The organism is Williamsia sp. Y853 (assembly GCF_056786495.1).
On sequence record NZ_JBXCJC010000004.1, the window covers coordinates 587,444 to 612,521 of the forward strand.

26 protein-coding genes are annotated in these 25,078 nt (G+C 63.4%); 10 read left to right on the forward strand and 16 right to left on the reverse strand.

Annotated features, from left to right (window positions below; genetic code table 11):
- Positions 1-36: 36 nt before the first annotated feature.
- The 4 genes from AC1TPF_RS23315 to AC1TPF_RS23330 all read right to left on the reverse strand — a co-directional run bounded on the left by AC1TPF_RS23315 (position 37) and on the right by AC1TPF_RS23330 (position 5,047).
- The gene (locus tag AC1TPF_RS23315; protein WP_482140389.1) at positions 37-1,302 is read right to left on the reverse strand and encodes an arginine deiminase; all 1,266 of its coding nucleotides are present in this window, start codon (positions 1,300-1,302) and stop codon (positions 37-39) included.
- Between the two features lie 51 nt (positions 1,303-1,353).
- Complete coding sequence (locus AC1TPF_RS23320) at positions 1,354-2,793, reverse strand: basic amino acid/polyamine antiporter (protein WP_482140387.1); 1,440 nt, start codon at positions 2,791-2,793, stop codon at positions 1,354-1,356.
- 170 nt (positions 2,794-2,963) lie between these two features.
- Positions 2,964-4,055 carry an NAD(P)H-dependent amine dehydrogenase family protein gene (locus tag AC1TPF_RS23325; protein ID WP_482140385.1) on the reverse strand — a complete coding sequence of 364 codons (1,092 nt, stop codon included), beginning with the start codon at positions 4,053-4,055 and terminating at the stop codon, positions 2,964-2,966.
- Positions 4,052-5,047, reverse strand: coding sequence for a Rieske 2Fe-2S domain-containing protein (locus tag AC1TPF_RS23330; protein WP_482140383.1), 996 nt, complete (start codon positions 5,045-5,047; stop codon positions 4,052-4,054). Before AC1TPF_RS23330 ends, AC1TPF_RS23325 begins: the two co-directional genes overlap by 4 nt.
- 187 nt (positions 5,048-5,234) lie before the next feature.
- On the opposite strand from AC1TPF_RS23330, the gene AC1TPF_RS23335 reads away from it, so the two are divergent.
- The gene (locus tag AC1TPF_RS23335; RefSeq protein ID WP_482145565.1) at positions 5,235-5,792 is read left to right on the forward strand and encodes a TetR/AcrR family transcriptional regulator; all 558 of its coding nucleotides are present in this window, start codon (positions 5,235-5,237) and stop codon (positions 5,790-5,792) included.
- Positions 5,793-5,809: 17 nt separating this feature from the next.
- Here AC1TPF_RS23335 and AC1TPF_RS23340 read toward each other — a convergent pair whose 3' ends face one another.
- Positions 5,810-6,709 (reverse strand): LysR substrate-binding domain-containing protein, encoded by a 900-nt coding sequence (locus AC1TPF_RS23340; protein WP_482140381.1) that lies wholly within the window; start codon positions 6,707-6,709, stop codon positions 5,810-5,812.
- 96 nt (positions 6,710-6,805) lie between these two features.
- Between AC1TPF_RS23340 and AC1TPF_RS23345 the strand changes: the two genes are divergently transcribed.
- Positions 6,806-7,984, forward strand: coding sequence for an acyl-CoA dehydrogenase family protein (locus tag AC1TPF_RS23345; protein WP_482140379.1), 1,179 nt, complete (start codon positions 6,806-6,808; stop codon positions 7,982-7,984).
- 147 nt (positions 7,985-8,131) lie between these two features.
- A complete protein-coding gene (gene fabG / locus AC1TPF_RS23350) occupies positions 8,132-8,860 on the forward strand; it encodes a 3-oxoacyl-ACP reductase FabG (protein ID WP_482140377.1) in 729 nt (242 codons plus the stop codon).
- Between the two features lie 2 nt (positions 8,861-8,862).
- Here fabG and AC1TPF_RS23355 read toward each other — a convergent pair whose 3' ends face one another.
- The 9 genes from AC1TPF_RS23355 to AC1TPF_RS23395 form a co-directional block, all read right to left on the reverse strand.
- Positions 8,863-9,342, reverse strand: a complete 480-nt coding sequence (locus AC1TPF_RS23355; RefSeq protein ID WP_482141422.1) for a hypothetical protein — start codon at positions 9,340-9,342, stop codon at positions 8,863-8,865.
- 25 nt (positions 9,343-9,367) lie between these two features.
- Positions 9,368-9,859: an STAS domain-containing protein gene (locus tag AC1TPF_RS23360; RefSeq protein WP_482140375.1), complete on the reverse strand. Its 492-nt coding sequence runs from the start codon at positions 9,857-9,859 to the stop codon at positions 9,368-9,370.
- Positions 9,860-9,960: 101 nt separating this feature from the next.
- Positions 9,961-10,806, reverse strand: a complete 846-nt coding sequence (gene nadE / locus AC1TPF_RS23365) for an ammonia-dependent NAD(+) synthetase (RefSeq protein ID WP_482140373.1) — start codon at positions 10,804-10,806, stop codon at positions 9,961-9,963.
- Positions 10,807-10,837: 31 nt separating this feature from the next.
- Positions 10,838-11,347 carry a CinA family protein gene (locus AC1TPF_RS23370; RefSeq protein ID WP_482140371.1) on the reverse strand — a complete coding sequence of 170 codons (510 nt, stop codon included), beginning with the start codon at positions 11,345-11,347 and terminating at the stop codon, positions 10,838-10,840.
- A gap of 6 nt (positions 11,348-11,353) precedes the next feature.
- Complete coding sequence (locus AC1TPF_RS23375) at positions 11,354-11,788, reverse strand: SRPBCC family protein (protein ID WP_482140370.1); 435 nt, start codon at positions 11,786-11,788, stop codon at positions 11,354-11,356.
- A 46-nt stretch (positions 11,789-11,834) separates the two neighbouring features.
- Entirely contained in the window at positions 11,835-12,683 is an 849-nt protein-coding gene (locus AC1TPF_RS23380) for an SDR family oxidoreductase (RefSeq protein WP_482140368.1), read from the reverse strand.
- 36 nt (positions 12,684-12,719) lie between these two features.
- On the reverse strand, positions 12,720-13,403 hold the full coding sequence (locus tag AC1TPF_RS23385) for an IclR family transcriptional regulator (RefSeq protein WP_482145425.1): 684 nt from the start codon (positions 13,401-13,403) through the stop codon (positions 12,720-12,722).
- Positions 13,404-13,435: 32 nt separating this feature from the next.
- Positions 13,436-14,671, reverse strand: a complete 1,236-nt coding sequence (fahA, locus tag AC1TPF_RS23390) for a fumarylacetoacetase (RefSeq protein ID WP_482140365.1) — start codon at positions 14,669-14,671, stop codon at positions 13,436-13,438.
- Positions 14,668-15,555, reverse strand: a complete 888-nt coding sequence (locus AC1TPF_RS23395) for a hypothetical protein (RefSeq protein WP_482140363.1) — start codon at positions 15,553-15,555, stop codon at positions 14,668-14,670. The genes fahA and AC1TPF_RS23395 overlap by 4 nt, the downstream gene beginning before the upstream one ends.
- A 106-nt stretch (positions 15,556-15,661) precedes the next feature.
- Here AC1TPF_RS23395 and AC1TPF_RS23400 point away from each other — a divergent pair, with 106 nt between their 5' ends.
- Positions 15,662-16,846 (forward strand): homogentisate 1,2-dioxygenase domain-containing protein, encoded by a 1,185-nt coding sequence (locus tag AC1TPF_RS23400; RefSeq protein WP_482140361.1) that lies wholly within the window; start codon positions 15,662-15,664, stop codon positions 16,844-16,846.
- A 32-nt stretch (positions 16,847-16,878) separates the two neighbouring features.
- Here AC1TPF_RS23400 and AC1TPF_RS23405 read toward each other — a convergent pair whose 3' ends face one another.
- Positions 16,879-17,607: an IclR family transcriptional regulator gene (locus tag AC1TPF_RS23405; RefSeq protein ID WP_482140360.1), complete on the reverse strand. Its 729-nt coding sequence runs from the start codon at positions 17,605-17,607 to the stop codon at positions 16,879-16,881.
- 130 nt (positions 17,608-17,737) lie between these two features.
- On the opposite strand from AC1TPF_RS23405, the gene AC1TPF_RS23410 reads away from it, so the two are divergent.
- The 5 genes from AC1TPF_RS23410 (at position 17,738) to AC1TPF_RS23430 (ending at position 22,720) form a co-directional block, all read left to right on the forward strand.
- Entirely contained in the window at positions 17,738-18,205 is a 468-nt protein-coding gene (locus tag AC1TPF_RS23410) for a nuclear transport factor 2 family protein (protein WP_482140358.1), read from the forward strand.
- A 74-nt stretch (positions 18,206-18,279) separates the two neighbouring features.
- Entirely contained in the window at positions 18,280-19,125 is an 846-nt protein-coding gene (locus AC1TPF_RS23415) for an SDR family NAD(P)-dependent oxidoreductase (protein ID WP_482140356.1), read from the forward strand.
- Positions 19,118-19,903: an SDR family NAD(P)-dependent oxidoreductase gene (locus tag AC1TPF_RS23420; protein WP_482140355.1), complete on the forward strand. Its 786-nt coding sequence runs from the start codon at positions 19,118-19,120 to the stop codon at positions 19,901-19,903. The genes AC1TPF_RS23415 and AC1TPF_RS23420 overlap by 8 nt, the downstream gene beginning before the upstream one ends.
- Positions 19,900-21,330: an FAD-dependent oxidoreductase gene (locus AC1TPF_RS23425; protein ID WP_482140353.1), complete on the forward strand. Its 1,431-nt coding sequence runs from the start codon at positions 19,900-19,902 to the stop codon at positions 21,328-21,330. The genes AC1TPF_RS23420 and AC1TPF_RS23425 overlap by 4 nt, the downstream gene beginning before the upstream one ends.
- 58 nt (positions 21,331-21,388) lie before the next feature.
- Positions 21,389-22,720, forward strand: a complete 1,332-nt coding sequence (locus AC1TPF_RS23430) for an MFS transporter (protein ID WP_482140351.1) — start codon at positions 21,389-21,391, stop codon at positions 22,718-22,720.
- Between the two features lie 98 nt (positions 22,721-22,818).
- Here the strand turns inward: AC1TPF_RS23430 and AC1TPF_RS23435 are convergent, their stop codons facing one another.
- On the reverse strand, positions 22,819-23,454 hold the full coding sequence (locus AC1TPF_RS23435) for a TetR family transcriptional regulator (protein WP_482140349.1): 636 nt from the start codon (positions 23,452-23,454) through the stop codon (positions 22,819-22,821).
- Between the two features lie 47 nt (positions 23,455-23,501).
- Between AC1TPF_RS23435 and AC1TPF_RS23440 the strand changes: the two genes are divergently transcribed.
- On the forward strand, positions 23,502-25,022 hold the full coding sequence (locus tag AC1TPF_RS23440; RefSeq protein WP_482140347.1) for an MDR family MFS transporter: 1,521 nt from the start codon (positions 23,502-23,504) through the stop codon (positions 25,020-25,022).
- Positions 25,023-25,078 lie beyond the last annotated feature (56 nt).

A 25,078-nucleotide genomic window follows, 5' to 3' on the forward strand; every position in this document is an offset into this window, starting at 1 on the left:
CTGGCTCGTATGGGAGGTGGTTGGGATCGGCAGCGTTCAGTAGTCCACGGCGTCTCGAATGATGGGGCAGGTCATGCAGTGCCCACCACCGCGACCCCGGCCGAGTTCGGCTCCGACGATGGTGATGACCTCGACCCCGGCTTTACGGAGCAGTGTGTTGGTCAACGTGTTGCGGTCGTATGTGAAGACCACACCGGGTTCCAGTGCGACCGCATTGTTGCCGCTGTCCCATTGCTGTCGTTCGGATTGGTAGACGTCGCCGCCGGTTTCGATGACGTGCAAAGACTTCAGATTGAGAGCTTTCGCGACGACGTCGACAAATGCCGCACCCTCGTTGTCGATGACATGAACGCCCGGCGCGGTATCCGAGGGCACGAGGGTGAAGGTGTGCACCGCATTCATGATCGTGGGATAGAGCGTTACGATATCGCGGTCGGCGAAGGTGAAGACGGTGTCGAGATGCATCGCCGCCCGCAGTTTGGGCATACCTGCCACGATGATCCGTTCGGCGGCACCTTGGGCAAACAATGCCGCGGCGACCTGTGTGATCGCCTGCCGCGACGTACGTTCACTCATCCCCATCAGAACGACACCGTTACCAACCGGCATGATGTCGCCACCCTCGAATGTTGCCTGGCCCCACTCGGTGTCAGGATCACCCCACCACACGGTGGAACCGACGAAGTCGGGATGGAAGTCGTAGATCGCCTTGTAGATGAGTGTTTCGTCTTTGCGGGCCGGCCAGTAGAGGGGATTGAGGGTCACCCCTCCGTACAACCAGCAGGTGGTATCCCTCGTGTACAGAGTGTTTGGTAGCGGTGGCATCAAATAGTCACGGGGACCGGCCGATTCGCGGGCCAGACTGACGTACCCGGAGCGGAAGTCGTCGGGTAGGTCCGCGGTGGACAGGCCGCCGATCAGTACTTCGGCAAGGTGCCGGGGCTCAAGGGTTTCCAGGTACCCGCGGGTGTCGTCGACCAGACCGAGCCCGACTCGGTTGGGAACGATCTTTCTGTCCAGCAACCAATCTCGGGCACCGGGGGTGCGCATCGTCTCGGCCAGCGCGTCGTGCAACTCGACCACATCGACACCGCGCCCGGTGAGCTTGTTGACGAAGTCGGCGTGGTCGCGCTGCGCGTTTTCCACCCACATCACGTCGTCGAACAACAGGTCGTCGCTGTTCGTGGGAGTCAGGCGGCGGTGTGCGAGGCCTGGGGCGCACACCATCACCTTGCGAAGGCGGCCGACTTCGGAATGAACGCCGTACGTGGTGGCGGGCGAGGAACCTGAACTGCTGGTCATCGTTGTCCTTTCGCGCTGGGTCGAGCAAACTGATCACTGGCCGGATGCAGGTCAGATGGTGATGTATCCCATTGCCAGGCCGATGATTCCGGCGATGGCTCCGGTGAAGAGCACGCCGCAGAGAACCATCTCTGGGAGTGTGAAGGTGCGCTCACCGGCCTCGCGGCGAGACTTGATGTAGAGAGCTGTGCCCGGCGCGTAAACGATGCACGAGAGCAGCAGGAACTCGGGGCCGGCGGCGACGATGAGGAACAGGGTGTAGATGGTTGCCAGGACCGCGATGATCAGCGGCCGCTTTTCGATTGTGGCGCCGGGTTTTCGGTCGATCGCGATCTTGAGTGCGTAGGCCGCCGCGAGGAAATAGGGGATCAGCGACAAGCTTGTACACAGGTCGAGTAAGAAGTTGAGCGCGTCGTCGGAGAACAGCACCACAACAATCAGCGCCTGCACCATCACAGACGTGAGCAACAACGCTGCGATCGGTGCTCCGGCACCATTCTTGCGGCGCAGAAAGCGCGGCATGTCCTGATCCTCGGCGGGTATGAACAGCACCTCGGCAGCCATCAGGGTCCACGCGAGATATGCGCCGAGAACGGAGACCACCACACCGACGCTGATGAATGCGCTGCCCCAGTCGCCGACGATGTCTGCGAGGAGTGGTGCCATCGAGGGTTGGCGCAGGTCGGCGATCTCCTCGCGGGGCAACACACCGTACGACAGCAGAGTCACTGATGCGAAGACGCACAGGACGCTGACAAATCCCAACACCGTTGCCCGGCCGACGTCTTCGCGTCGGCGGGCGTATCGTGAATAGACGCTGGCGCCTTCGATGCCGAGAAACACGAATACCGTGATCACCATGGTGTCCTTGACCTGTTCGACCACCGCGGACACCGAGAACTCGTCAGTACCCCAGAAGTTGTCGTAGAAGACACCGGTGTCCAGGGCGAGGGCGGCCAGCACGATGAACACCAGGATCGGCACAATTTTTGCAACGGTGACGATGCGGTTGATGACCGCTGCATCCTTCACCCCACGCGCTATCAGCGCCGCAAACACCCAGATCCCGATTGTCGACAACACCGCGGCGAGGACGGTGTCACCTTTACCCAGCGCCGGCCAGGCCTGGCCGATCGTGGTCATGATGAACACCCAGTAGAAGGCGTTGCCCGCACAGGCACTCGCCCAGTACCCGAACCCGGAATTGAATCCGACGTAGTCGCCGAATCCGGCCTTGGCGTAGGAGAACACACCCGCGTTGAGGTCCGGTTTTCGAACCGCGAGATGCTGGAAAACCAGTGCCAGGGTCAACATTCCGGCTCCGGCGATGATCCATGCGATGATCGCGGCCAACGCTCCGGCGGAACCACCGAACCGGGCGGGCAGCGAGAACACCCCGGCGCCGATCATCGACCCCACGACCATTGCGGTCAGGGTGGGAAGACTCATTCGCGATGAACTTGTGGCAACTTCTTCACTGGTGGTGGCCATACGCCCATTTCCCATGCGCCGGGCATGTGCCATTTGTTGAACGCCATCCTTGAAAATAAACGATAGCCGTTCCGGCGTGAATGTGAAGCGCAACTAAGCGAATCCACCTTTATGCTGCGATTAAGGCTCTGACCGTTAACCTCTCGTTTGCGAACGGCGAGGGGAAAGGGTCAGATCTTGAAGCGGCCGGCGAACCCGCGCAACGGCATGTCGGCGCTGGTGAGAATGCCGGGCTTGGCATCGACGACACTTCTGATCGCGTTGAGTGCCGGAAGCCCGGTGACGGTCATGCCGATTGATGCGAAGTCTTCCGGATTGTCCAGTTTGACACCGGGTTTGGGGAAGATCATGTGTTTGCTGTAGATGTTCGGGTCGCCCGAGATCTGGGTGATGTAGCAGCCCTTGATGTCCCAGGACGGACTGGTGTACGGGGTCATCTGCCATTCGAGGTGCGATTCGATGCGGGGTACCCCGTCGACCAGACCCTGGTACTTGATGTAGTTGGCGCCCAACGAACCCTTGGGTAGTTGATACCAGCCGAGGTCGATGTCCTTGGTGCAGGCGCCGAGTTCGTAGGAGAACGTCACGTCGTCGAGTTCGAGGCCGAAGCAGTCGGCCATCAGGTACACGCTGTCGGCGAAGACGCGGGTGTATTTCTCGAGGGAGCCCGGGATGCTCGGGTCATCGACCGAGACACCGTAACCGACCTCTTTCCAGGTGTCGACCGAGTGGTGGCAGGAGACGTCCACCGATTCGATCACGGTGACGTTCTCGATCTCCGACACATCGGCGCTGTGTGCCACCGCGAGGATCTGGTTGAGACCGGGATTCATCCCGGTGCCGTAGAACGTCGAACCCCCACGCAGACAGGCATCCTGCAAAACCTCGGATACTTTTCGGCCCGACGGGTGTGGGTGGTTCTGGTTGCGATGGTGCCCGGTGATCCAGTCTGCGGTCGTGACGATGTTGATCCCGGCTTCGAGGACCTTTTCATAAAGCGCTTCGTCGGGGAAGACCCCGTGGAAGGTGAGTACGTCCGGCCGGGCAGCGAGTATCTCCTCGACGGTTCCGGTGGCAGTCACCCCGTTGGGGTCGAGCCCGGCGAGCTCGCCTGCATCGCGCCCGATCTTCTCCGGTGTGTAGCAGTGCAATCCGACCAATTCGAGATCTGGATGGTTGCCGATGCGCTTGATCATCTCGGTGCCGACGTTGCCCGTCGCCACCTGGAATACGCGGATGCGGTCGGCCTCTGTGGTGCTCATCGGTGAAGTCCTTTCGTCGGGTAGAACTGCGTGGCCCATTGCCGCAATTGCGTGAAGCCCTCGTATTCGCCCCGGGACAGGGCTGGTGGGTCGGAGTAGCGCTGATGTGACCAGATGTTGATGTCGGCGACAAACTGCTCGATGACCGCATCGGCGAGAAACTTTGCCCCGGACGGGATCTCGGTGCGTTGGTCGTTCGGCTTCCGGCCGATCCAGACGCTGAAACGAATGTCTGAGGTGAGTTCGTCGACGGGTGTCACGGCGGTGAGTGTGCGATTGTCGATCATGCCCCAGCTTTTTGTGGCGGCGACCCCCAGTCCGGCATTGATCGCCTGTACTCCGCTGTTGACGTCTTCTGCCTTGGTGTTCTCGTCGAAGGCGATGGTGAAGTCGACATAGGACGTCGGCTCGCGAAAGTCGTGCCGGGTGATGTCGGGCATGAACGGGACCTTGTGGACGAACTTGAAGTGTGCGAAGTCCACCCCGTTCTCCATGACGTACTGCGGATGCAACTCCAAGTCGGGCCGATAGAGCGTTGCCTGCGGATACGACGGGTAATAGTCTGCGGCAGTGCAGTTGTCGTCGAATCCCGCCAGGACGTCGGGTACATCGAAATATGGTTCGGCACCGTCGACGTCGTGCCAGATGAAGATCGATTCGTTGAGTTCGGCCACCGGATAGGTTCGGATGCGGCGACCCTTGTTCGGGTGCTTCTCGTAGGGGATGCAGACGTTGCGGCCCTGGCTGTTCCACTCCCACCCATGGAATGGGCAGACGATGCGATCGCCTTCGACATGTCCGCCGTAGCCGAGGTGCGCGCCGAGATGCTCACAGTAGGCGTCCATCACGGAGACTTCGCCGGTGGCGGATCGCCACGCGACCATCTCGGTGTCGAAGTACTTCATCCGGTGGACTTCGCCGACCCCGATCTCGGCAGCCCATGCCACCTGGAACCAGCCGGTGGGTTTCATCGACAGTGGCGTTCTGGCCATCTGGCATCCCTTCGTCCGACGGTGACCGACTCGATCTGTCCAGAATCGTAGTGGGGTCTGTGAAAAAAGAACAGAGGCTTCGGTGAAACTCGGTTTCGCGCGTGCAGCAGATAGAGTTGCCCACGTGAGCGAATCGGGCGTGGTCGGCAGGCGCAGCAACAAACGCGGCCTGGCCACCCGAGAATCGATGTTGGACACCGCATTACGGACGCTGGCGACCGGCGACCCGGCGGCGGTGTCAGGCAATCGGATCGCCAAGGAAATCGGTGCGACCTGGGGTGCGGTCAAATATCAGTTCGGCGACATCGACGGACTGTGGGCGGCGGTTCTGCAACGTATCGCGGACCGTCGGGGCGATCTTCCGGTCAGTGCGCCCGCCGACGCGTCACTGCAGGTACGGGTCGGCGCCATCGTCGACAACATGTACGAGGGTCTGACCGTCGGTGACTCCCGGGCGATCGAGAACCTGCGGGCCGCGCTGCCGCGTGACCGCGCCGAGCTCGAACGCCTGTTTCCGCGCACCGCCGCAGAATTCGAATCGTGGGGTCAGGCCTGGCTGGACACGTGCCGTCGGGCCTTTGCCGGCCTGGACGTGGATCTCGACCGGGTTGCCGAGGTGGCCGCGTTCATCCCCGGCGCGATGCGCGGGATCGTGTCGGAGAAACAGCTCGGCACATACACAGATCTCGACCTTGCGCGGCGCGGGATCACCAACGCGATCGTCGCCTACCTGCAGCCCCGGTGATGTGATTCCGCGGTGACCTACTGAAGGATCGCTCGTTCGACATTGGTCAGTTCGTCGAGAACCGTTTGCAGTGCCGGATTGGGATCGTCGGTGCGCCAGGCGGCCCGCAGATCGACATCGGGTACGGGATCGGCGACGGGGATGAAGACGACCTGGGGATCGTTGACATTTCTGGCCACCGAAGCCAGCGTCAGATGGACGCCGACCTCGGCACTGACCAGCGCCAGGGCGGTCTGAGTGTCGGGGGCGATCTGTGCGATGGCGACAACAAATCCACCTTCGTGGGCCAGGCGGCGCAGCCGATCCGGTAGGACCGATCCCTCGTGTGGCGGCAACGAGATGAAGTTGTCCTGCGCCAGCGCGGCGATCGAGACCTGACGAGCTGTTGACAGCCGGTGCGTGTCGGGTACCGCCACCACCAAGGAATCGATCATGACCACGCGCACGGACACCTCGGCCGGGATGACATCCCACCGCCCGAAGTTGATGTCGGTCTCGCCACCGAGCAGCTTTGTCATCGATGGCTGAGCGAAGTTCTGGCTGGAGAGCTCCAGCGCGATACCCGGACGGCGGGAGCGCACCTCCCGGGCCAGCCGAGCGACGAGTCGATGGGTCGAGACGCCGGCAAAGGCGATCCGGACCAGGCCGACATCTCCGCTGTCGGCGCCGCGCACCGCATCGCTCGCGCGCCGAACCGCGTCGAGGACCTCGGTCGCCGGCTCGATCAGTGCCCGACCGCTGACGGTCAGCTTCACCGAACGGGTGTTGCGCTCGAACAGGGTGGTCCCGAGGTCCCGTTCGAGCCCTTTGATGATCCGGCTCAGTGGTGGCTGCGCCATGTCGAGACGGGCGGCGGCTCGTCCGAAGTGGAGCTCGTCCGCAACAGCGAGGAACGCGCGCAGTTGTGCCACGTCCATGAGATGGGTCCCTCTCGTCGATTATTGCGATAGCCGTATTACAGAAGCCCGGATTGGGTATTGGACCGATCATAATAATGGCGCAATAGTGTTGGAATGGACACGCTCAATCCGGACGTACCCGACGACGTCTTCGCTGACATCCTCAAGCAGGTCAACCAGTTCGTGCGGACTCGTGTGGTGCCGCGTGAGCTCGAGATCATGAACACCGACACGATCCCCGACGACCTGCGCACCCAGGTGGCGCAGATGGGTCTTTTCGGTTACGCGATACCCCAGGAGTGGGGCGGCCTCGGGCTCAATCTGATCCAAGACGTCGAACTGGCAATGGAATTGGGCTACACCTCGTTGTCCCTCCGATCGATGTTCGGGACCAATAACGGGATCGCCGGTCAGGTGCTGGTCGGCTTCGGTACGGATGAGCAACGTGCACAGTGGTTGCCGGGCATAGCTTCTGGAGACGTGGTCGCGTCCTTCGCGCTCACCGAACCCGGTGCGGGTTCCAATCCGGCCGGACTGAAGACCACCGCCAGGGTCGATGGTGACGGATGGATCATCGATGGTGGCAAGCGGTACATCACCAACGCGCCGAACGCGCATCTGTTTGTTGTCTTCGCACGCATCTCACCGGCACCGGAGACCGGCAACGGCATCGCGGTCTTCCTTGTTCCGGCCTCCGCGCAGGGTGTCGAGATCGGTCCGAAGGACGCGAAGATGGGACAAGAAGGTGCTGCCACCGCAGAGGTGCGCTTCAGCGGGGTTCGGGTGGGGCAGGAAACGCTTGTCGGGGGAGACGGCGACGTCGGATACCGCGCTGCGATGACATCGCTCGCACGTGGTCGGGTGCACATCGCCGCCCTGGCGGTCGGTCAGGCCCAGCGGGCGCTCGACGAGTCGGTTGCGTATGCGGCGACCGCAACCCAGGGTGGTGCCGCGATCGGGGATTTCCAACTGGTGCAGGCGATGCTGGCCGACCAGTACACCGGCGTCATGGCCGGACGCGCCATCGTGCGTGATGCGGCGCGGGCCTGGGTCGAAGGAACCGACCGCCGCATCGCGCCCTCGGCGGCAAAGCTGTTCTGCACAGAGATGGTCGGCAAGGTGGCCGATCTCGCGGTTCAGGTACACGGCGGCGCCGGATATATGCGGGACGTGCCGGTGGAACGGATCTACCGGGACGTCCGGGTGCTTCGGTTGTATGAGGGGACCAGCGAGATCCAGCGCCTCGTCATCGGCGGTGGCCTGATCCGGGCCGAGAAGAAGAAGCTGTCATGACACTGCCGCTCGAGGGATTCACCGTGGTGTCCGTCGAGCAGGCGGTGGCGGCCCCGCTTGCCACCCGCAACCTCGCTGGGAATCACCCCGAGTCGGCGCAGTAGCGCCGCATCGTCAGGCACAACAGTTCAACACCGAAAGGACATCATGCTCGCCAACAAAACCGCCGTCGTCACCGGAGGAGCCCAGGGGATAGGGCTGGCCATCGCTCGCATCTTCGCCGACAACGGCGCCCGGATCGTGATCGGCGATCTCGACGAGGGCAAGGCCAAGGAAGCCGCCGCCTCACTGTCGGCCGACGCGATCGGCGTGCGCGCCAACGTGACGTCCGCCGATGATGTAGCGGCCCTGCTCGCGGCCGCAACCGATACCTTCGGTTCTCTGGATGTGATGGTCAACAACGCAGGCATCACCCGCGACGCCACCATGCGCAAGATGACCGAGCAGCAGTTCGACGACGTGATCGACGTCCATCTCAAGGGTTGCTGGATCGGCACCCGACTCGCCTCTGGCATCATGCGGGAAAACGGCGGCGGCTCGATCATCAACATGTCGTCGATCTCGGGCAAGGTCGGGATGCTCGGACAGACGAACTATTCGGCAGCCAAAGCCGGGATCGTGGGTCTGAGCAAGGCGGCCGCCAAAGAGGTTGCCCACCTTGGTGTTCGAATCAACGTCATTGCGCCCGGACTCATCCGCACCGCCATGACCGAGGCCATGCCGCAGAAAGCATGGGATTCGAAGATGACAGAGATCCCGATGGGACGAGCCGGTGAACCGGACGAGATCGCCTCGGTGGCACTGTTCTACGCCTCATCGATGTCGTCTTATATGACTGGAACAGTGGCGGAAGTGACCGGCGGACGCCACATCTGAGTTCAGTCAGAGGCGCCGGGGCTCGCTTCGTGGTGCCGCAGGCCGTGGGTTCGGCGGCGTTCCTTCATCTCGGCCTCGTAGACATGGCGACGCCCCGCCTGCAGCTCTTCCCGGACGCGGCGTTCGTGTTCACGGAACACTGACCAGTAGGTGTCGTCGAAGTCTTCGACGATCTGGAATGTCCACTGTCCCTCGATGACATTTCGGCCGACCAGGTCTTTGCCGAGCCGGTCCGCGATCTCACCGTGTCCGGCTGCGCGCAGATCGTCGACGGCGTCGCCGAGTAACAGGTCGGTGTGACCCATCAACTGGTGGAACGAGTACAGATGCCCACGGGCGCGCTCGAGGAATTCCAACGCCTCGGAGACTTTCCCGACAGCGGCGATGGTGGCGTCGTCGACATCTTCCGGGCGTTGGTGGATCGGCGAGGGATTTCCACTGGCTTCGGACACCGCTGCCGAGTACCCCGCACCCTCTGACATCAATCCTGTGACGTGCGGTCGACGATCACCGGTGATCGGTGAGGCGAGACTGACGGTTCTGCGTCTCATGGGACATCACCTCGACCCACCACGAGTCGAGGGGGCTCGGCTCGGGCCAACGGACGTCCGGTCGACTCCACAACTCCACCACCTCGTCCACGGTGGCATGTAGATCGAGTACCTGTTCGAGCTGCAGGGCAATGATCGGGCGGGATGTCGAGGGCCGCGCTGTCACCACCGCGAACATCGCCCCGGCTGTCTCCGCGCGCTCCCGGGCCTGCTCGAGGGCCTTCAATCCTGCTGACGCCAGGAATGTGGTCTGGGTCAGATCGACGAGAAGGTTGGTTGTTCGCTCGCGGAAGGCGCCCTCGAGGGCCTGTCGGACAAGGTCGATCGTCAACAGGTCGATGTCTCCGCACACAGCCAGAACGGTGATGTTCCCCTGTCGCGATGACGAGATCGTCAGGGGTTCGGACGCCGTTTCCGGGGTGGTCGCGAATGTGGTGTGGTTATACATGGACAACATTGCCCCTCGCCATGGATGGGAGCGCAGGCAGACCGAAAGACTGCCTACGCGATACGTGGCTAGTCCTTAACCTTCCTACATCGTGGCAGTCATCACACCGGTTCGCAACCCTGGCCGCGCCACCACTCGTCGTATGGGGTGACCGCGAGATGCCTTTTGTGTCGCGTGCGCAGGTACGCGGACTCGATGACCGAAGCGGCCTCTTCCGACACGTGCTGACCCTGCAAGTAGCGGTCGATGTCTGCGTACGTGACACCGAGGGCCTCTTCATCGGCGAGAGCCGGGCGGTCGTCCTCGAGGTCCGCGGTCGGGATCTTCTCCCACGTCCGCTCCGGTGCGCCGAGCTCTTGAAGGAGCTGCGCTCCTTGGCTTTTGGTGAGACCGGCGAGTGGATTGATATCACTTCCGCCGTCGCCGTATTTCGTGAAGAATCCGGTGACGGCTTCAGCAGCGTGATCGGTTCCGACCACCAGCAGTCCGAGCTCGCCGGCTATCGCGTATTGGGCGACCATGCGCTCGCGGGCCTTGATGTTGCCCCGGACGAAATCGGTCAGGCGTTCGAGTCCGAGCGCACGCGCCGCGGCCGTCGCGGCGGCGTCGGTGCTGTCGGCGATGTTCAGGGCCACCGTCCGAGACGGCTTGATGAAGTCCAGTGCCAGGTCCACGTCGGACTCGTCGGCCTGGCGCCCGTAGGGCAACCGGACCCCGACGAACTCCGCTTTGTGACCGGCGGATGCCAACCTGTCGACGGCGAGTTGACTCAGTCGACCGGCGAGTGTGCTGTCCTGCCCGCCACTGATGCCGAGGATGAACCCGGCACTACCCGCCGCACCAGCGTATTCGACGAGAAAATCGACTCGACGGTCGATTTCAGTTGCCGCATCGATGTGCGGGGATACGTGCAGCTCGGTGCGAATTCTTTCGGCCAGTCCGCTCACACTCTCTCCTCATCTCCCGGCGACGCGCAGTTCAGATGGCGGCAACCGAATAGGCGTGCCGCAGCAGCAGCTCGAGGGAACGCTCGACCACGGCGGCGAGGATCTCGGGTGGCGAGCCGTCGAAGATCTCCTGAGTTGCGGTGGTCAGGCCCGGTTCGGCGATGCCGAACCAGACGGTGCCCGGAGCCACGTCTTCCTGTGTCTCGGGTCCGGCCTCGCCGGTGACCGACAGGGCCAGGTCGGCTCTCATCAGGTTCGCGGTGGTCTCGGCCATGGTGATGGCCGAGGTTTTGCTCACCACAGGACCGGGAGGAACTTTGAGCAGCGAGTGCTTCACCCGTTTGTGGTAGGCCACGATGCCACCGAGGTACCAGTCACCCGCCGAGGGTGCCTGACCCAGAGTCGCCGCGATGTTGCCTGCCGTGAGCGATTCGGCGGTCGCGATCTTCAACCCGTGGCGAGATACCAGACCTGCGAGTTCCTCGGCCAGGGCGCGCACCCTGTCGTCGGAGTCCTGTCTGTCGTTCGGATTGACTGACATGGCAGATCAGGAGGCGCCGTTTTCGGCGAGCATCGTCAGACGGTGCAGACATTCCTCGAGCCGCGGAGCGACCGCGAGTCGTTGGATGCTGTCCGGAATCATCTGAAGGGGTCCGGAGTTGACGGTCTCGTCCATCGTGATCCGGGACCCGTCGCCGTCTTTCTCCACGTGAATCCGCACTTCGGCCGAACCGATCGGCAATGCGCGTGCGTTCAATACGAGGAGGCCGGCGGACGACTCCACCGATTCCGTCTTGTCGTCGATCAGGGCCGGCCACAATCCCACCGAGTGCGCAATCGTCGAACCGGCCTGCGGCCACTGCGGATCAACATTGCGGATCCGCGAGGTGCCGACCACCCACGAGCTGTACAACCAGCCATTCGACAATATCGACCAGACCTGCGCTGGTGTTGCGGATGTCGTGCGTTCGACCTGAATCATGGGTGTGGTCCTTCTTTCTATGTAAGTCGTTCCGGAGCAGGGATTTTCAGCCGGGCAGGGTTTCGCCGCCGATTGGCGCCAGTACTTCGCCGCTGTAGTAGGACGACATGGTCTCCGACGCGAAGAACACATAGGACGGTGCGATTTCGTCTGGTTGCGCGGCGCGGCCGTACGGTGTCTGCTTGCCGAAATCTTCGACTTTGTCAGCGGGCATCGTTGCCGGTATCAGGGGAGTCCACACCGGTCCCGGAGAAACACAGTTCACCCGGATCCCGCGCGCGAGCAGGCTCTGTGCCAGCGAGTAGGTGAGGGCGATGACAGCGCCCTTGGTTGCGGAGTAGTCGATCAGCGTCTTGTTGCCGCGCAGTCCGTTGATGGAACCGGTGTTGATGATGGAGGATCCCGGATCGAGGTACGGCAGTGCCGCCCTCGTCACATGGAAGAAGCTGTGGATGTTGACGTCGAACGTGCGCTGCCATTGCTCCGGCGTGAGCTCGGCGAAGTCGTCGACAACCGCTTGAAAGGCGACGTTGTTGACAACGATGTCGAGGGTTCCGAGTTCGGCGGCCGCGCGGTCGACCACATCTGTGCAATGCCCGGGGGCGGCGAGGTCGCCGGGAAAGAGGTGACAACTGCGGCCGGCCTCCCGGACCTTGGTCCGCGTGTATTCGGCGTCTTCTGTTTCCGAGAGGTAGGCGATGGCGACGTCGGCGCCCTCTTTGGCGAAGGCGATCGCCACCGCCCGGCCGATACCGGAGTCGCCGCCGGTGATCAGCGCCTTCTTGCCCTCCAGGAGGCCGCGACCGACATAGGACGCCATTTCATCATGTGGCTTGTCCTTCATATCGCCGGTGCTACCGGGATATGGAATGGTCTGGCGTGGATGCTCGCTCATAGGCTGCGGAATACCCCGCGAACGATGGCTAAAACATCAGCGGCGCATGGTCTCCGCGGTCGCGGCAGTCGGCTCTTCCCGGGCCCCGGTCAGTCTCCTGGCCAGTGCCGCTGCGGCGGCGGTGACACGAGGGCCCGCCTGGTCCGCATCGATTTCTCGGACCGTGATGATGCCGACGCTGGCCTCCAGGCCTTCGACGCCCAGGACCGGCGCTGCCAGACCCAGCGCACCCGACTGCAATTCACCGCTGGTGACGACATAGGCCTCGGTGGACGCGCTCCTGCCGAGCAGGATCGCCTTGCCTGCCGCCCCCTGTGTGAGGGGGTGGCGGGCTCCGATCCGGTACCCGACATGCAGGTCCGTCCACGTGGGTTCGACGACAACCAGTGCCAGGGCATCGCCGCCATCGGCGATGGTGAGGTGCGTCGTGCAACCCAGGTCCTCTGCGAGTTCACGGAGAACCGGTGTTGCGGCATCGCGCAACACCGGTTTCACCGCGGTCGCCAGGGACAGCGCGCCCAGCCCGACGCTGAGCCGACCATCGGCACGTCGTTGCACCAGAGCGTGTTGCTCGAGCGTGCTGATCAGGCGGTGCACGATGGTGCGATTGATTCCCAGTTCCGCCGCCAGGGCCGACATGGTCAACCCGCCGGGATGCGCGGCGAGCGTGCGAAGTGCCCGCAAACCACGGTCGAGGGTCTGGGCGGTTTCGGCGGGCATGCGGTGCAGCTTAAGCCACGCCGCGTACGCGGTCAGCGCTCATCGATGATCCGGCCGGTCACTTCACCGAGTGCGATACGGCCACCGAGTGTTCCTTCAGCGGTGTACCGCAACGTCACGGTATCGCCGTCTTCGAGTGCGAGGCGTTCGTCGTCGCCGACAGCAAACGGGTTGCGCCATCCCCAACTGAGCTCGAGGAACGAACCGCGTTGGCCGGGTTCGGCGCCGGAGATGGTGCCTGATCCCCACAGGTCGCCCGGGCGGATCGACGCACCGTTGACGGTCATGTGGGCAAGCATCTGCGCAGCGCCCCAGTACATCGACCGATAGGTGGGCATGGTGACGACGTGGCCGTTCACGACGACCTCGACGTCGATGTCCAGGCCGGCGGGCCCGTCGACCGCCAGGTAGTCGAGCACCTTCGGATTGCCTTCGGAACCGTCTTGTCCGGGCAGTTCGCACCATGCCGCTGATAGTGCAGCCAGCGGCGTGACCCAGTGAGAGATGCTGGTGGCAAAGGACTTTCCGAGGAACGGGCCGAGCGGAACGTATTCCCACGCCTGGATGTCACGTGCCGACCAGTCGTTGAGGCCGACGACGCCGAACGTGTGCTCGGCGAACTCCGCGGTGGTGACCGGATCGCCGAGGTCGGTGCCGGTCCCCACCACGAATCCGAGTTCGGCCTCGATGTCGAGGCGTGCACTCGGGCCGAATACGGGCTCGGTCGCGTCGGCGGGCTTCCGTTGTCCCTTGGGGCGCAGGATGTCTGTGCCGGAGGGAACCACGGTTCCGGCCCGGCCGTGGTAACCGACCGGCAGGTGCTTCCAGTTGGGGAGCAACGGGGCCTGGTCGGGACGGAAGATCTTGCCCACGTTCGATGCGTGATCTGCCGAGGCGTAGAAGTCGACGTAGTCGCCCACCTCGAACGGCATATACATGGTCACATCGGCCAGCGGGACCAGATGCGGGACGACCACCTCGCGATGTGCGGGGTTCGTCAGCAGTTCGATCAGCCACACCCGCACCGCATCCCAGGAGCCCTTGCCCAGTGACATGAACGAATTGAGCGTGCCTGCCTCGAATGCCGCTGCGACATCGAGACCCGCGTCAGCGGCCAACGGTGCGAGATCGAGTACGTGGTCACCGATGCGGACACCAACCCGGCGTGTTCCCGGGTTCGCGGTGCGATCGAAGATTCCGTAGGGCAGGTTGTCGACATCGAACAGTGAACCGGCGGCTCCGTCGACCCAGGTGATGGTGTTGCTCATTGTGGTCCTTCCAACAGTTCGAGAGTGAGGAGATCTTCCAAAGGCTCGATCACACTGCAGCTTCCGTGTGACACGAACCGGCGTCGTACGGCCGGGACATCGATGGACTCGACGCGCTTGGCCAACTCTGCCGAGTTCTCTTCGGCGAGCAGGGCAGTGATCTGTTCGATGTCCGCGCCTTCGGCGGCAGCGTCCGTCGCCAGCATGACGTTTAGGAATCCGTGATGGACGAAACCGTCATCGGCGGTGTGCCGCACCGCATTGTGCAGTCCTGCAGTGCATTTGAAAGCGACTCCGCGACTGCACGCGGCGACGATCCATGAAGCAAGTGTCTGTGGTGAGGGGAACAAGTCGGCAGTTACGCCACCGGTTCGGAACTTGAGCAGCAACCCGCGTTCACCTGCCACACTCACCGCGTCCAGCCATCCGTCGGTGGCATCGGACTGTGGCATTTCGACGTAGACCGGAGTGCCGGAGGTCAGCAGGCCATCAGCCTGTGCGATGTCACGCACGGCGGCAACTCGTCGGACGCCGCCGGACAGGTCGTCCGGGTCGCGGAGGGCAACCTCGACCGCAACAACGGAAACATTCACCGTCCGCGCGGTGGAAAGCGCCTTGTGGAGGGCATCGGGTCCACCACCGACGACCAGTGACACCGGCAGTTCCGTGGGCGAATCGATGTCCCCGACGGCGGCTCCGGAGACGACGAAGCTCGAAACCAATGGCGCATACCACTGTTCGCGACGGCGCACGTGAAACGCGGTCACCGCATCGGGGAGTGGACTGTTGCCCGGCGGGAAGATCGCCGCGTCATCGATGAGTCCTGCCCACTCCGCGGGCACACCGTGGGTCGAACCAGGGGTAGCTGTGCTGGATGTTGACATGGCTTGTACCGTATCGCACATCCCCAAATAGCGAACACTGGTATCCGATATTCGAACACTCTCCAGCTCATGACGTGTTCGGACCAACCAAAAGAAGGAGTCGATCGTGGCCTTCTATCAGGCAGTGGGCGACATGCCCCGCAAACGCCACACTCAGCACCGCCAGCCCGATGGGACTCTGTATCGAGAAGAGTTGATGGGTGAGGAAGGCTTCTCGTCCGATTCTTCTCTGCTGTACCACCGCGGCGTTCCAGCCGCGATCGTCGACTCGAAGGTGTGGGAGTGGACCGATCAGCGTCTGACCCCCAATCATCCACTCAAGCCCCGGCACCTGCAGCTGCACGCATTGTTCGCAGCGGGCAACACCGCTGATGCGGTCACCGACCGTCGGTTGATCCTTGGTAACAGTGACGTGCGGATCGCCTATGTCGTCACCGGCACCGAACCGTCTGTCTACTACCGCAATTCGATCGGCGACGAATGCGTCTACGTCGAGCGCGGAACCGGTGTCCTCGAGACGGTCTTCGGTAAGCTGCCGTACCGCGCAGGGGATTACGTCATCGTGCCGCGTGCGACGACGCACCGGTGGCTGCCTGCGGAGTCGTCGGCCCTGTATGCGGTCGAGGCGAACTCGCACATCACCCCACCCGCGCGTTACCTGTCGAAATACGGCCAGTTCCTCGAGCATGCGCCGTTCTGTGAACGCGATTTCGTGGTCCCGTGTGAGCCGCTCCTGGTCGAGGGCAGCGACGTGGAGGTGTTCGTGAAACACCGTGCCGGAGGCGAAATCCTGGGCACTGTCATGACTTACGACACGCACCCCTTCGATGTGGTCGGCTGGGACGGCTGTCTTTACCCGTACACGTTCAACATCGAGGACTTCGAACCGATCACCGGCCGGGTTCACCAGCCGCCGCCGGTCCACCAGGTCTTCGAGGCCCACAACTTCGTGGTGTGTAACTTCGTGCCGCGCAAGGTCGACTACCACCCGTTGGCGATTCCGGTGCCCTACTACCACTCGAATGTCGACTCCGATGAGGTGATGTTCTACGTCGCCGGAGACTATGAGGCACGTAAGGGTACGAACATCGGTCTGGGCTCGATCTCGCTGCATCCGGGCGGGCATGCCCACGGACCGCAGCCCTCGGCGACCGAGGCCTCGCTGGGCGCGGAGGTTTTCGAGGAGCTGGCCGTCATGGTCGACACCTTCGCCCCGCTCGATCTGGGCGAGGGCGGACTGGCCGTCGAGGACGACACCTATGCGTGGAGCTGGGCCGGCCGCTCGCTGTGATCGTGATGCCGCCGGACCGGCGCGTGCGAGCTTCAGCTCAACGCGCGCCCGAGTTCGGCGGCGCCGGCGAGTACCGCGGGCGCGGCCCGGTCGGCCGCAGTCGACTCGAAGACCGAAACCCCGATACTCATCGGGGTCCTTCGGCGTGCCCGCACGATGGCGGAGACACCGTGCACCGAGGAGATCACCTCGGAGAAACTCACCGCGTATCCACGCTCGCGGGCACTGGTGACATCAGGCCGTTCGTCGCTGCGAGGGGGACCGGCCGCCAGTAGCGCCAATCCCGCGGATCCGCGGTCGATGGGGCTCAGATGCCCGGCCCGAAAGGCGATGTGCATCGGCGCATGGCGCGGCTCGACGACAAAGATGGCCCGCACGTGATCGGGTCCTTCCTGCATGGCCAGGTGCGCGGTGGCACCAGTCGCATCTGCGAGTTCCTGTAAAACCGGCACGGCCAGTGCCCTCAGGTCTCGTTCCACCGGTTCGGCGAGTGGTACCAGCCCCGCCCCGGGAAAGAATCTCTTCGATGAATCGTCGCGCCGAACCAGTCGGTGCGCTTCGAGCGTGCGCATCATGCGATGGGCGACGGTGCGATGCACCCCGATGGTCTCGGCCACCTGCGTGACGGTCAGCCCGTCTGCCGATGCGCAGACCGCTGCCAGTGCGCTCAGGCCCGCATGCAGCGTTTTCGACATCCCGGCGTCGAGTTTGGCATCGCCGGTCACCACCTGATCTTCAGGTTTCGAATCCGTTGTCGTCATGTGTTCGTACCGACCTTTCCCTAACGCTGCGCGCCACCAGACTTGACGTATGCAATGTGACCTGAATAACCTCGCGTTCGGTTATAGATCACTGCGTGCGATTATCGCACACCGAATCGAGAGTTGGCCAATGTCCGCGCACACTGCTGCAGATGGCACCCTGAGCGAGTCGAGCTCTGAAGGCGACCTTGACGCCGTATATCCGCAGGTGGTCCGCGCTTACGCACGTCAGGCCCGCCTGATCGACACCGGTGCGGCGAGTGCCTGGGCGTCGACCTTCACCGCGGACGGCGTCTTCGAGTCGCCGTCGTACCCGGCTCCGGTGCAGGGCCGCGCGCAGCTGGAGGCGTTTGCTCGCCGTTTTGCCGAGCAAGGCCGTGCCGGCGGTGTGGTCAGCCGGCATGTGATCACCAACGTCGACGTCACACCCGGTGTCGATGCCGATCACGTCGTTGGCCACACATACCTGCAGATCGTGGCCACGCCGAAGGGCCAAGAGAGCTCGCTGGTGCGGTTGACGACCACCGTCGACCAACTGGTCCGGGCCTCGTCCGGCCAGTGGCTGGTGGAGCACCGCCAGGTGTTCCGCGACGACTAGTCGCCTCCGGACGCGTCATGCGACGTCCCCGAAAACATGTTTGTCGTTCCAATCCGTAAGAGAGAGAAGACCCGATGACTTCGACCACTTCTGATGCCAACAATTCCGAGAACGGACATCCCGGGCGGGTGCAAGCAACGCCGATGGTTGTCAGCCATCCGGATCTGGCAGGCAAGGTCGCCGTGGTGACCGGTGCGGCACAGGGCATGGGCGCCCGCTTCGCCGCAGCACTGGTCCGGCGCGGGGTCAACGTGGTCGGCGCCGACATCAACGGCGAGCAGATGGCTCGCACGGCCGACGACCTCAACGCCGAGGTCGCCGATGTCGAGAACGCCGGACGCGTCGTGGCGGCGTCGGTGGACGTCCGCGATCCGGAAGCGCAGCGGGCGCTGGCCCAGCGCGCCGTCGAGGAGTTCGGCGCCGTCGATCTGTGGATCAACAACGCCGGCATCTTCCCCGAGGCCCCGGCCGCCGAGATCCCGCCGTCGCAGATGCAGGCTTCGCTGTCGATCAACGTCGAGGGCGTCCTCTACGGCGCGCAGGCCGCTGCAGCGGTGATGGCTCCCGGTGGTGCGATCGTCAACATGGCATCGGTCGCCGCGGTTCGGGTCCGCCGTGGCCGCGCCGCCTACTGCTCCGCCAAGGCCGCAGTCGCTCACCTGACCGAGTGCCTGGCCGTCGAGTTCGGTGACCTCGGTATCCGCGTCAACGCGATCGCCCCCGGCTTCATCGACACCGAGATGACCCGGTGGGTCCAGGACGACGCACCGGCTCTGGCCAAGACACTGGACATCATCCCGCTGCACCGCATCGCATCGCCGGAAGAGGTTGTCGGCCCGATGCTGTTCCTGCTCTCGGACAGCGCCCGGTACGTGACCGGTCACATCCTGGCCGTCGACGGCGGATCCCGCCATGTCTGACCCCGACGATGTCCGCAAGGTCGTCCTGATCACCGGTGCTGCCGGTGGGATGGGCGCGGGCCATGCCCGGACGCTGGCCGCCGATGGCTGGCACGTGGCGGTCGGCGACATCGCGGACACCGCCCCGATCGTGGAAGAGATCGTCGCTGCCGGGGGATCGGCCACCGGCCATCGCCTCGACGTCACCGATCCCGCCAGTTGGGCCCAGGTGATCAGCGAGATCACGACATCGTGTGGCGCCCTTCACGGCCTGGTGAACAACGCCGGGATCTCCCGGCGCCGACGGTTCATGGACACCACGGCGTCGACCTGGCGATCGGTGATGGCGATCAACCTCGACGGCCCGTTCTACGGGATTCAGGCCGCGGCACCGCTGATGCGTGATTCCGGAGGCGGCTCGATCATCAACATCTCGTCCATCTCAGGACAGATCGGCTACTTCTCACCGTCGTACTCCACCTCGAAGTGGGGTCTTCGCGGCCTGACCAAGTCCGCCGCAGGCGAGCTGGCAGCATGGGGTATCCGCGTCAACTCGGTTCATCCCGGACTGGTGGAGACACCCTTGCTGGCCGGTGCCGATTCATTTGTGACAAGCGCGGTGGCCAGTGTGCCCGCCGGCCGGATGGCGCAGCCGTCGGAGATCACGAGTGTTGTGCAATTCCTCCTCGGCGAGGGGTCGTCGTACATGACCGGATCCGAGATGACGGTCGACGGTGGACTGGTCTCCAACGGGACGTATCACCGGATTCTCGAAGAGATGGACGGAGAGCTGTCATGAGTGAACGCGACTACGACGTCGTGGTGATCGGAGGCGGCGGTGCCGGTCTCGCGGCCGCGGTGTCCGCTGCCGAACGTGGCGCATCGGTGATCCTCTTCGAGTCCGAGGGTGAGCTCGGTGGATCCACGCAGCTGTCGGCCGGGATGTTCACGGCCGCACAGACCAGCGTTCAGAAAGAGCTCGGCATCGAAGACACTGTTGAACGGTTCTTCCAGCACTACATGGACCTGAACCAGTGGCTCCTCAAACCTGGTCTGGTGCGGCGCTTTTGCGAACTCGCCGGACCCACGCTCGAGTGGATGCTGCATCTAGGTGTCGAGGTGCCCGCCCAGATCTCGGGCAACGCCCACACTCCGGGCCTGACCCGTGCGGGCGTCGAAGACGTGTGGCGTGCGCACGTCCCCAAGGACCAGGGCTACGGCTTGGTGCAAGTTCTCGACAAGGCACGCAAGGCCCACAAGATCGACGCCGTCATGCACACCCGCGTCGAGCAGCTCCGCTCTGCCGATGGCCGGGTGACCGGCGTCGTCGTCGACGGTGTCGAACTCGATGCAGGCGCCGTGGTTGTCGCATCCGGTGGGTTGTCGCAGAACAAGGCGCTCGTCGATCGCTGGTTCCCGCACGCCAACCGGGCCGGTGACTCCTTGTTCGTCGTCGCTGCTCCCGGTTCCCGCGGCGATCACATCGGATACGCCGAACAGGTGTCGGCGTCGATTGCCGGTGACGGCTGGGGCCTGTTGCTGCCGACCGCCGAGTTCGTCGGCTATCACCATTGGCAGGCGGGATTCCCGCCGCGGTCGCGCCTGCACATCAACGGTGCGGGACATCGGTTCATGGACGAAGATGCCTCCTACGCCGTGTCCGGTGGCCTGATCGACACCCAGATCGATCGCTATGGGCTGCCGGTGTGGATGGTCTTCGATGAAGCTGCCCGGCGTGCACTTCCGCCCGGTTACATCGACTGGACACCGGAGCTCGTCGAGGACCATGTCCGCGCGGGTTCGGTTCTGGCTGCGCAAACCCTGGCCGAACTGGCCACCAAGGTCAATGTTCCGGCGGAAGCGTTGCAGGCCACAGTCTCTCGATGGAACGACCAGCTCCCGAACGGGACCGACGTCGACTTCGAACGCGATCGGTCGCTGGCGGCCAAGGGCGTCACGGGTGGAGTCACTCCGATCGCGCAGGCGCCGTACTACGCCACCCGAATCGTGCCCGCCGAATTGGTGTGTACCCACGCGGGTCTGGAGATCGATGTCAGGGCTGCCGTTCTCGACACCAAGGGCAACCCGATCGAAGGCCTGTTCGCAGCGGGCGAAGCCGGTGGAGGAATCCTCGGCAATCGCTACGTCGGTGGCGGCAATGCCGTCGCCAATGCTCTGACCATGGGCCGGCTCGCCGGCCAATCCGCGGCATCGGCGGCTCGATGAAAACCAGCCAGTCACTGCCGCAACCGAATTCCACCAGGCGCCATTACAAGGAGACGTCATGAGTATCAACACCTCCGCGGTCGACCAATCCGCGGTTCTGTCCAAGGTGTCGCGATCGATTCTGCCGATCACGTTCCTTCTCTACATGTTCAATTACATGGACCGGTCGAACATCAGCTACGCGCAGCTGTCGATGTCGGAGGACCTGGGCATCAGCCTGGCGACCTACGGCACCGTCGCGGCGATCTTCTTCGTCGCCTACGTGGTCCTGGAGATCCCCAGCAACATCGTCATGAAGAAGGTGGGTGCGCGAATCTGGCTGGCGCGCATCGCCATCTCGTGGGGCATCGTCACCATGGCCACCGGGTTCGTGCAGAACACGGCTCAGCTGTACATCGCGCGCATCGTGCTCGGCATCGCCGAAGCCGGTCTCTTCCCCGGGCTGCTGCTGTACTTGACCTTCTGGTTCCGTAATCAGGACCGCGGCCGCGGTATCGCCCGGATGTCGTTGGCGCAGCCGGTCGCCCTGATCATCGGCTCACTGACCGCCGGGTGGATTCTCGACCACGTGGAGTGGTTCGGGCTCTCGTCCTGGCGATGGATCTTCATCCTGCAGGGCCTTCCGCCGGTACTGATCGGAATCTGGGTCCTGTTCTATCTCGCCGATCGACCGAGCAAGGCCAAATGGCTGAACAAGGACGAGGCGAAGTGGCTCGAGGATGAGATCAGTAAGGACTACAACGCCGAGGACGACGAGACGGCGCACATCGATCTCACGGTGATCAAGAACCCGAAGGTTCTCTACCTCGCGGTCATCAACCTGCTGTATGCCGTTGGCCTGTACGGGATGACGTTCTTCCTGCCGCAGATCGTCAAGCAGCTGAACCCGGATTACTCGTCCACGAACATCGGTGTCTACGGCTCGATCCCGTACATCTTCGGTGCGATTGCGATGCTCCTCATCGCTCGGTATTCCGATCTGATGGGAAATCGCAAGGTCGTCGTGATGGGGACGCTGGTCGTCGCGGTCGCCGGACTGGTCATCACCATGGCCACCCGTGACCACGCCAACGTGGCGATGTTCGGTCTGGTTCTGCTCGCCGTCGGTGTCTTCGGTTACCTCGGCCCGTTCTGGGCCCTGGCCAGCGAGGCTCTGCCGCGGGCGCAGACGGCGGTCGGTCTGGCAGTGATCAACTGCATCGCGGCCGCAGGCGGGTTCTTCGGTCCGTTCATCATCGGCAAGACTTCCAAGGCCGACGACGTCACCTTCGGACTGTTGTTCCCCGCGGTGTGTATGGCCATCGCGGTGGTCATGCTGATCTGGGTCAAATCAGACGACTCCACAAAGGTCTCTGATGACGCGGATTCGGTTGTGGTGAAATCCAACTGAGGTAACAACCCGCATCGAACGAATCGACCGGCCGTACGCGTGACCCGCGTGCGGCCGGTCGTTTGTGGTTTGTGCTGTCCGCGTGCCTGCGGGTGACCTCAGAGATTACGTACCCGCATGCAGACGGTGTCGTAGATCGTCAGCAGATCGGCGTCGGGCAGGTCCGGGTCGCAGGCGTTCACCCACTCGTCGAACGCACACTGCACGGACAGCTGTGCGATCTCGAGGATCATCCGGATGCGCGAACGTGTTGTCGCCGGGCATTGCTGGTCCAGCAGCGACAACCAGCGTTGTGTGTTCTCCGCGCAGCGGCCGATACAGACCTTGCTCAGCGTCGGGTTTGCGCAGACCAGCTTCCGAATGCGCAGGGACGTCGCGGCGACTTCGCTCTGCTCGTGCCGAAAGCCTGTGATGGCACCGCGGAATGCCTCTTCGATGTCGGCCAGCGACAAGGTGGACAGCGATTCGTCTGTGGCTTTGGCCGCCTCGATACAGGTCTGGAGGGCGACATCGAAACCGTGGATGTCACCGAGGATGCAATCCTCTTTGGTCGCGAAGTATCGAAAATAGGTTCGGGACGAGATGCCGGCAACGCGAGCGATTTCGTCCACCGTCGTCTCGTCGAAGCCGTGCCGCTCGAACAGATCGAGCGCTGCCTTTTGAATCTCGATCCGCGTCTCGTTGCGGCGCCGGGTCCGGAGATCGAGCGTTGCGCCCGGAAAAGAGGTTGACATGACCTCAACTCTATGTCACCCGATGCCAAAGTGGCAGTCACTGACACATGGATATATGCTGCGAAAGTTCTTCAGCGGCTACCCGAGTGGATGTGATCGTGACCGAGAGTGTGAATGTCGGCGTCAGAGCCGATAGGCGTGACGAAAGTCCGGCCGGCAGTGTTCTTCTGATCTCGTTGCTTCTTGTCGCGGCATTTGTGGTGATCCTCAATGAGACCATCCTGGGTGTCGCGTTGCCGACGCTGATGAAGGATCTCGACATCACCGCGGCCACCGCGCAATGGCTGACAAGCGGCTTCCTGTTGACGATGGCGATCCTGATCCCCACCACGGGTTTCATCCTGCAGCGGTTCAGCATCCGCTGGGTGTACGTCGCGGCGATGTCGTCGTTTACGCTGGGAACGCTTATCGCCGCGGTGGCGCCCGGCTTCGAGGTCTTGATGGTTGCCCGGGTGATCCAGGCCGTCGGTACCGCATTGATGATCCCGCTACTGATGACCACCATCCTCAATGTCGTGCCAGAGCATTCACGCGGTCGCATGATGGGACTGGTCTCCGTCGTGATCTCGGTGGCCCCGGCCATCGGGCCCACCGTGTCCGGTCTGATCCTCGAATCGCTCAGCTGGCGTGCGATGTTCTGGATCGTGTTGCCGGTGGCGGCCGTTGTGCTGATCTTGGGCGGCATCCTCGTGCGCGACGTCGCCGAGCGGCAGCCGTCGCACCTCGACGTCATCTCGATCCCGCTCTCTGCCCTGGGCTTCGGCGGAATCGTGTACGGGCTCAGCAGTATCGGTGAGTCGTCGGCAGGCCACACTCCCGTGCCGCCATGGATTCCGCTGGTGATCGGCGTCGCCTCACTGGGACTCTTCGTGGTCCGACAGATGAAGCTTGTCGAACGCGGCCGGGCTCTGCTGGATCTGCGGACCTTCAAGATCGCGCAGTTCAGGCTCGCGGCGTTGCTGATGGGTGGGCTGATGCTCACGCTGTTCGGTGCACTGATCCTGCTGCCGCTGTACTTGCAGAACGTCCTCGACAAGAGCGTCCTGACAACAGGATTGGTCCTGCTGCCGGGTGGCTTGGTGATGGGACTGCTGGGGCCAGGTGTGGGCGCGCTCTTCGATCGTTGGGGTGCAAGGCCATTGGTGCTGCCCGGCACGATCGCCATGAGCGTCGGCACGTGGCTGCTCGCCACGCTCGACGCCGATTCCGAGCTCTACACGGTCATCATCGCGCATGTGATCTTGAGTGCCGGCATCGCATTCGCCCTCACGCCGTTGATGACGTCCGCGCTGGGTTCGCTGCCACGCGAGTTGTATTCACACGGCAGTGCAACGATCAGCACGATCCAGCAGGTTGCCGGTGCGGCAGGTACCGCCCTGTTCATCACCTTGATGACACGGGGAATCACGGCGTCTACGGACGACGGCAACTCCGCGATCATCGCGAACTCCGACGGAACACACCTCGCCTTCGTCGTCGGTGGCGTCATCTCGGTTGTCCTCGTTCTCGCGGCAACGCTGGTGCGATCGAACGACAAGCCGGTCGGTGCCGGGGTCACCGCAACGTAGTGTCGCGAGTCGAAAGTTTCTTGCTTGTCTCCGGTGGGGCGATGGGTGGCTGGCAA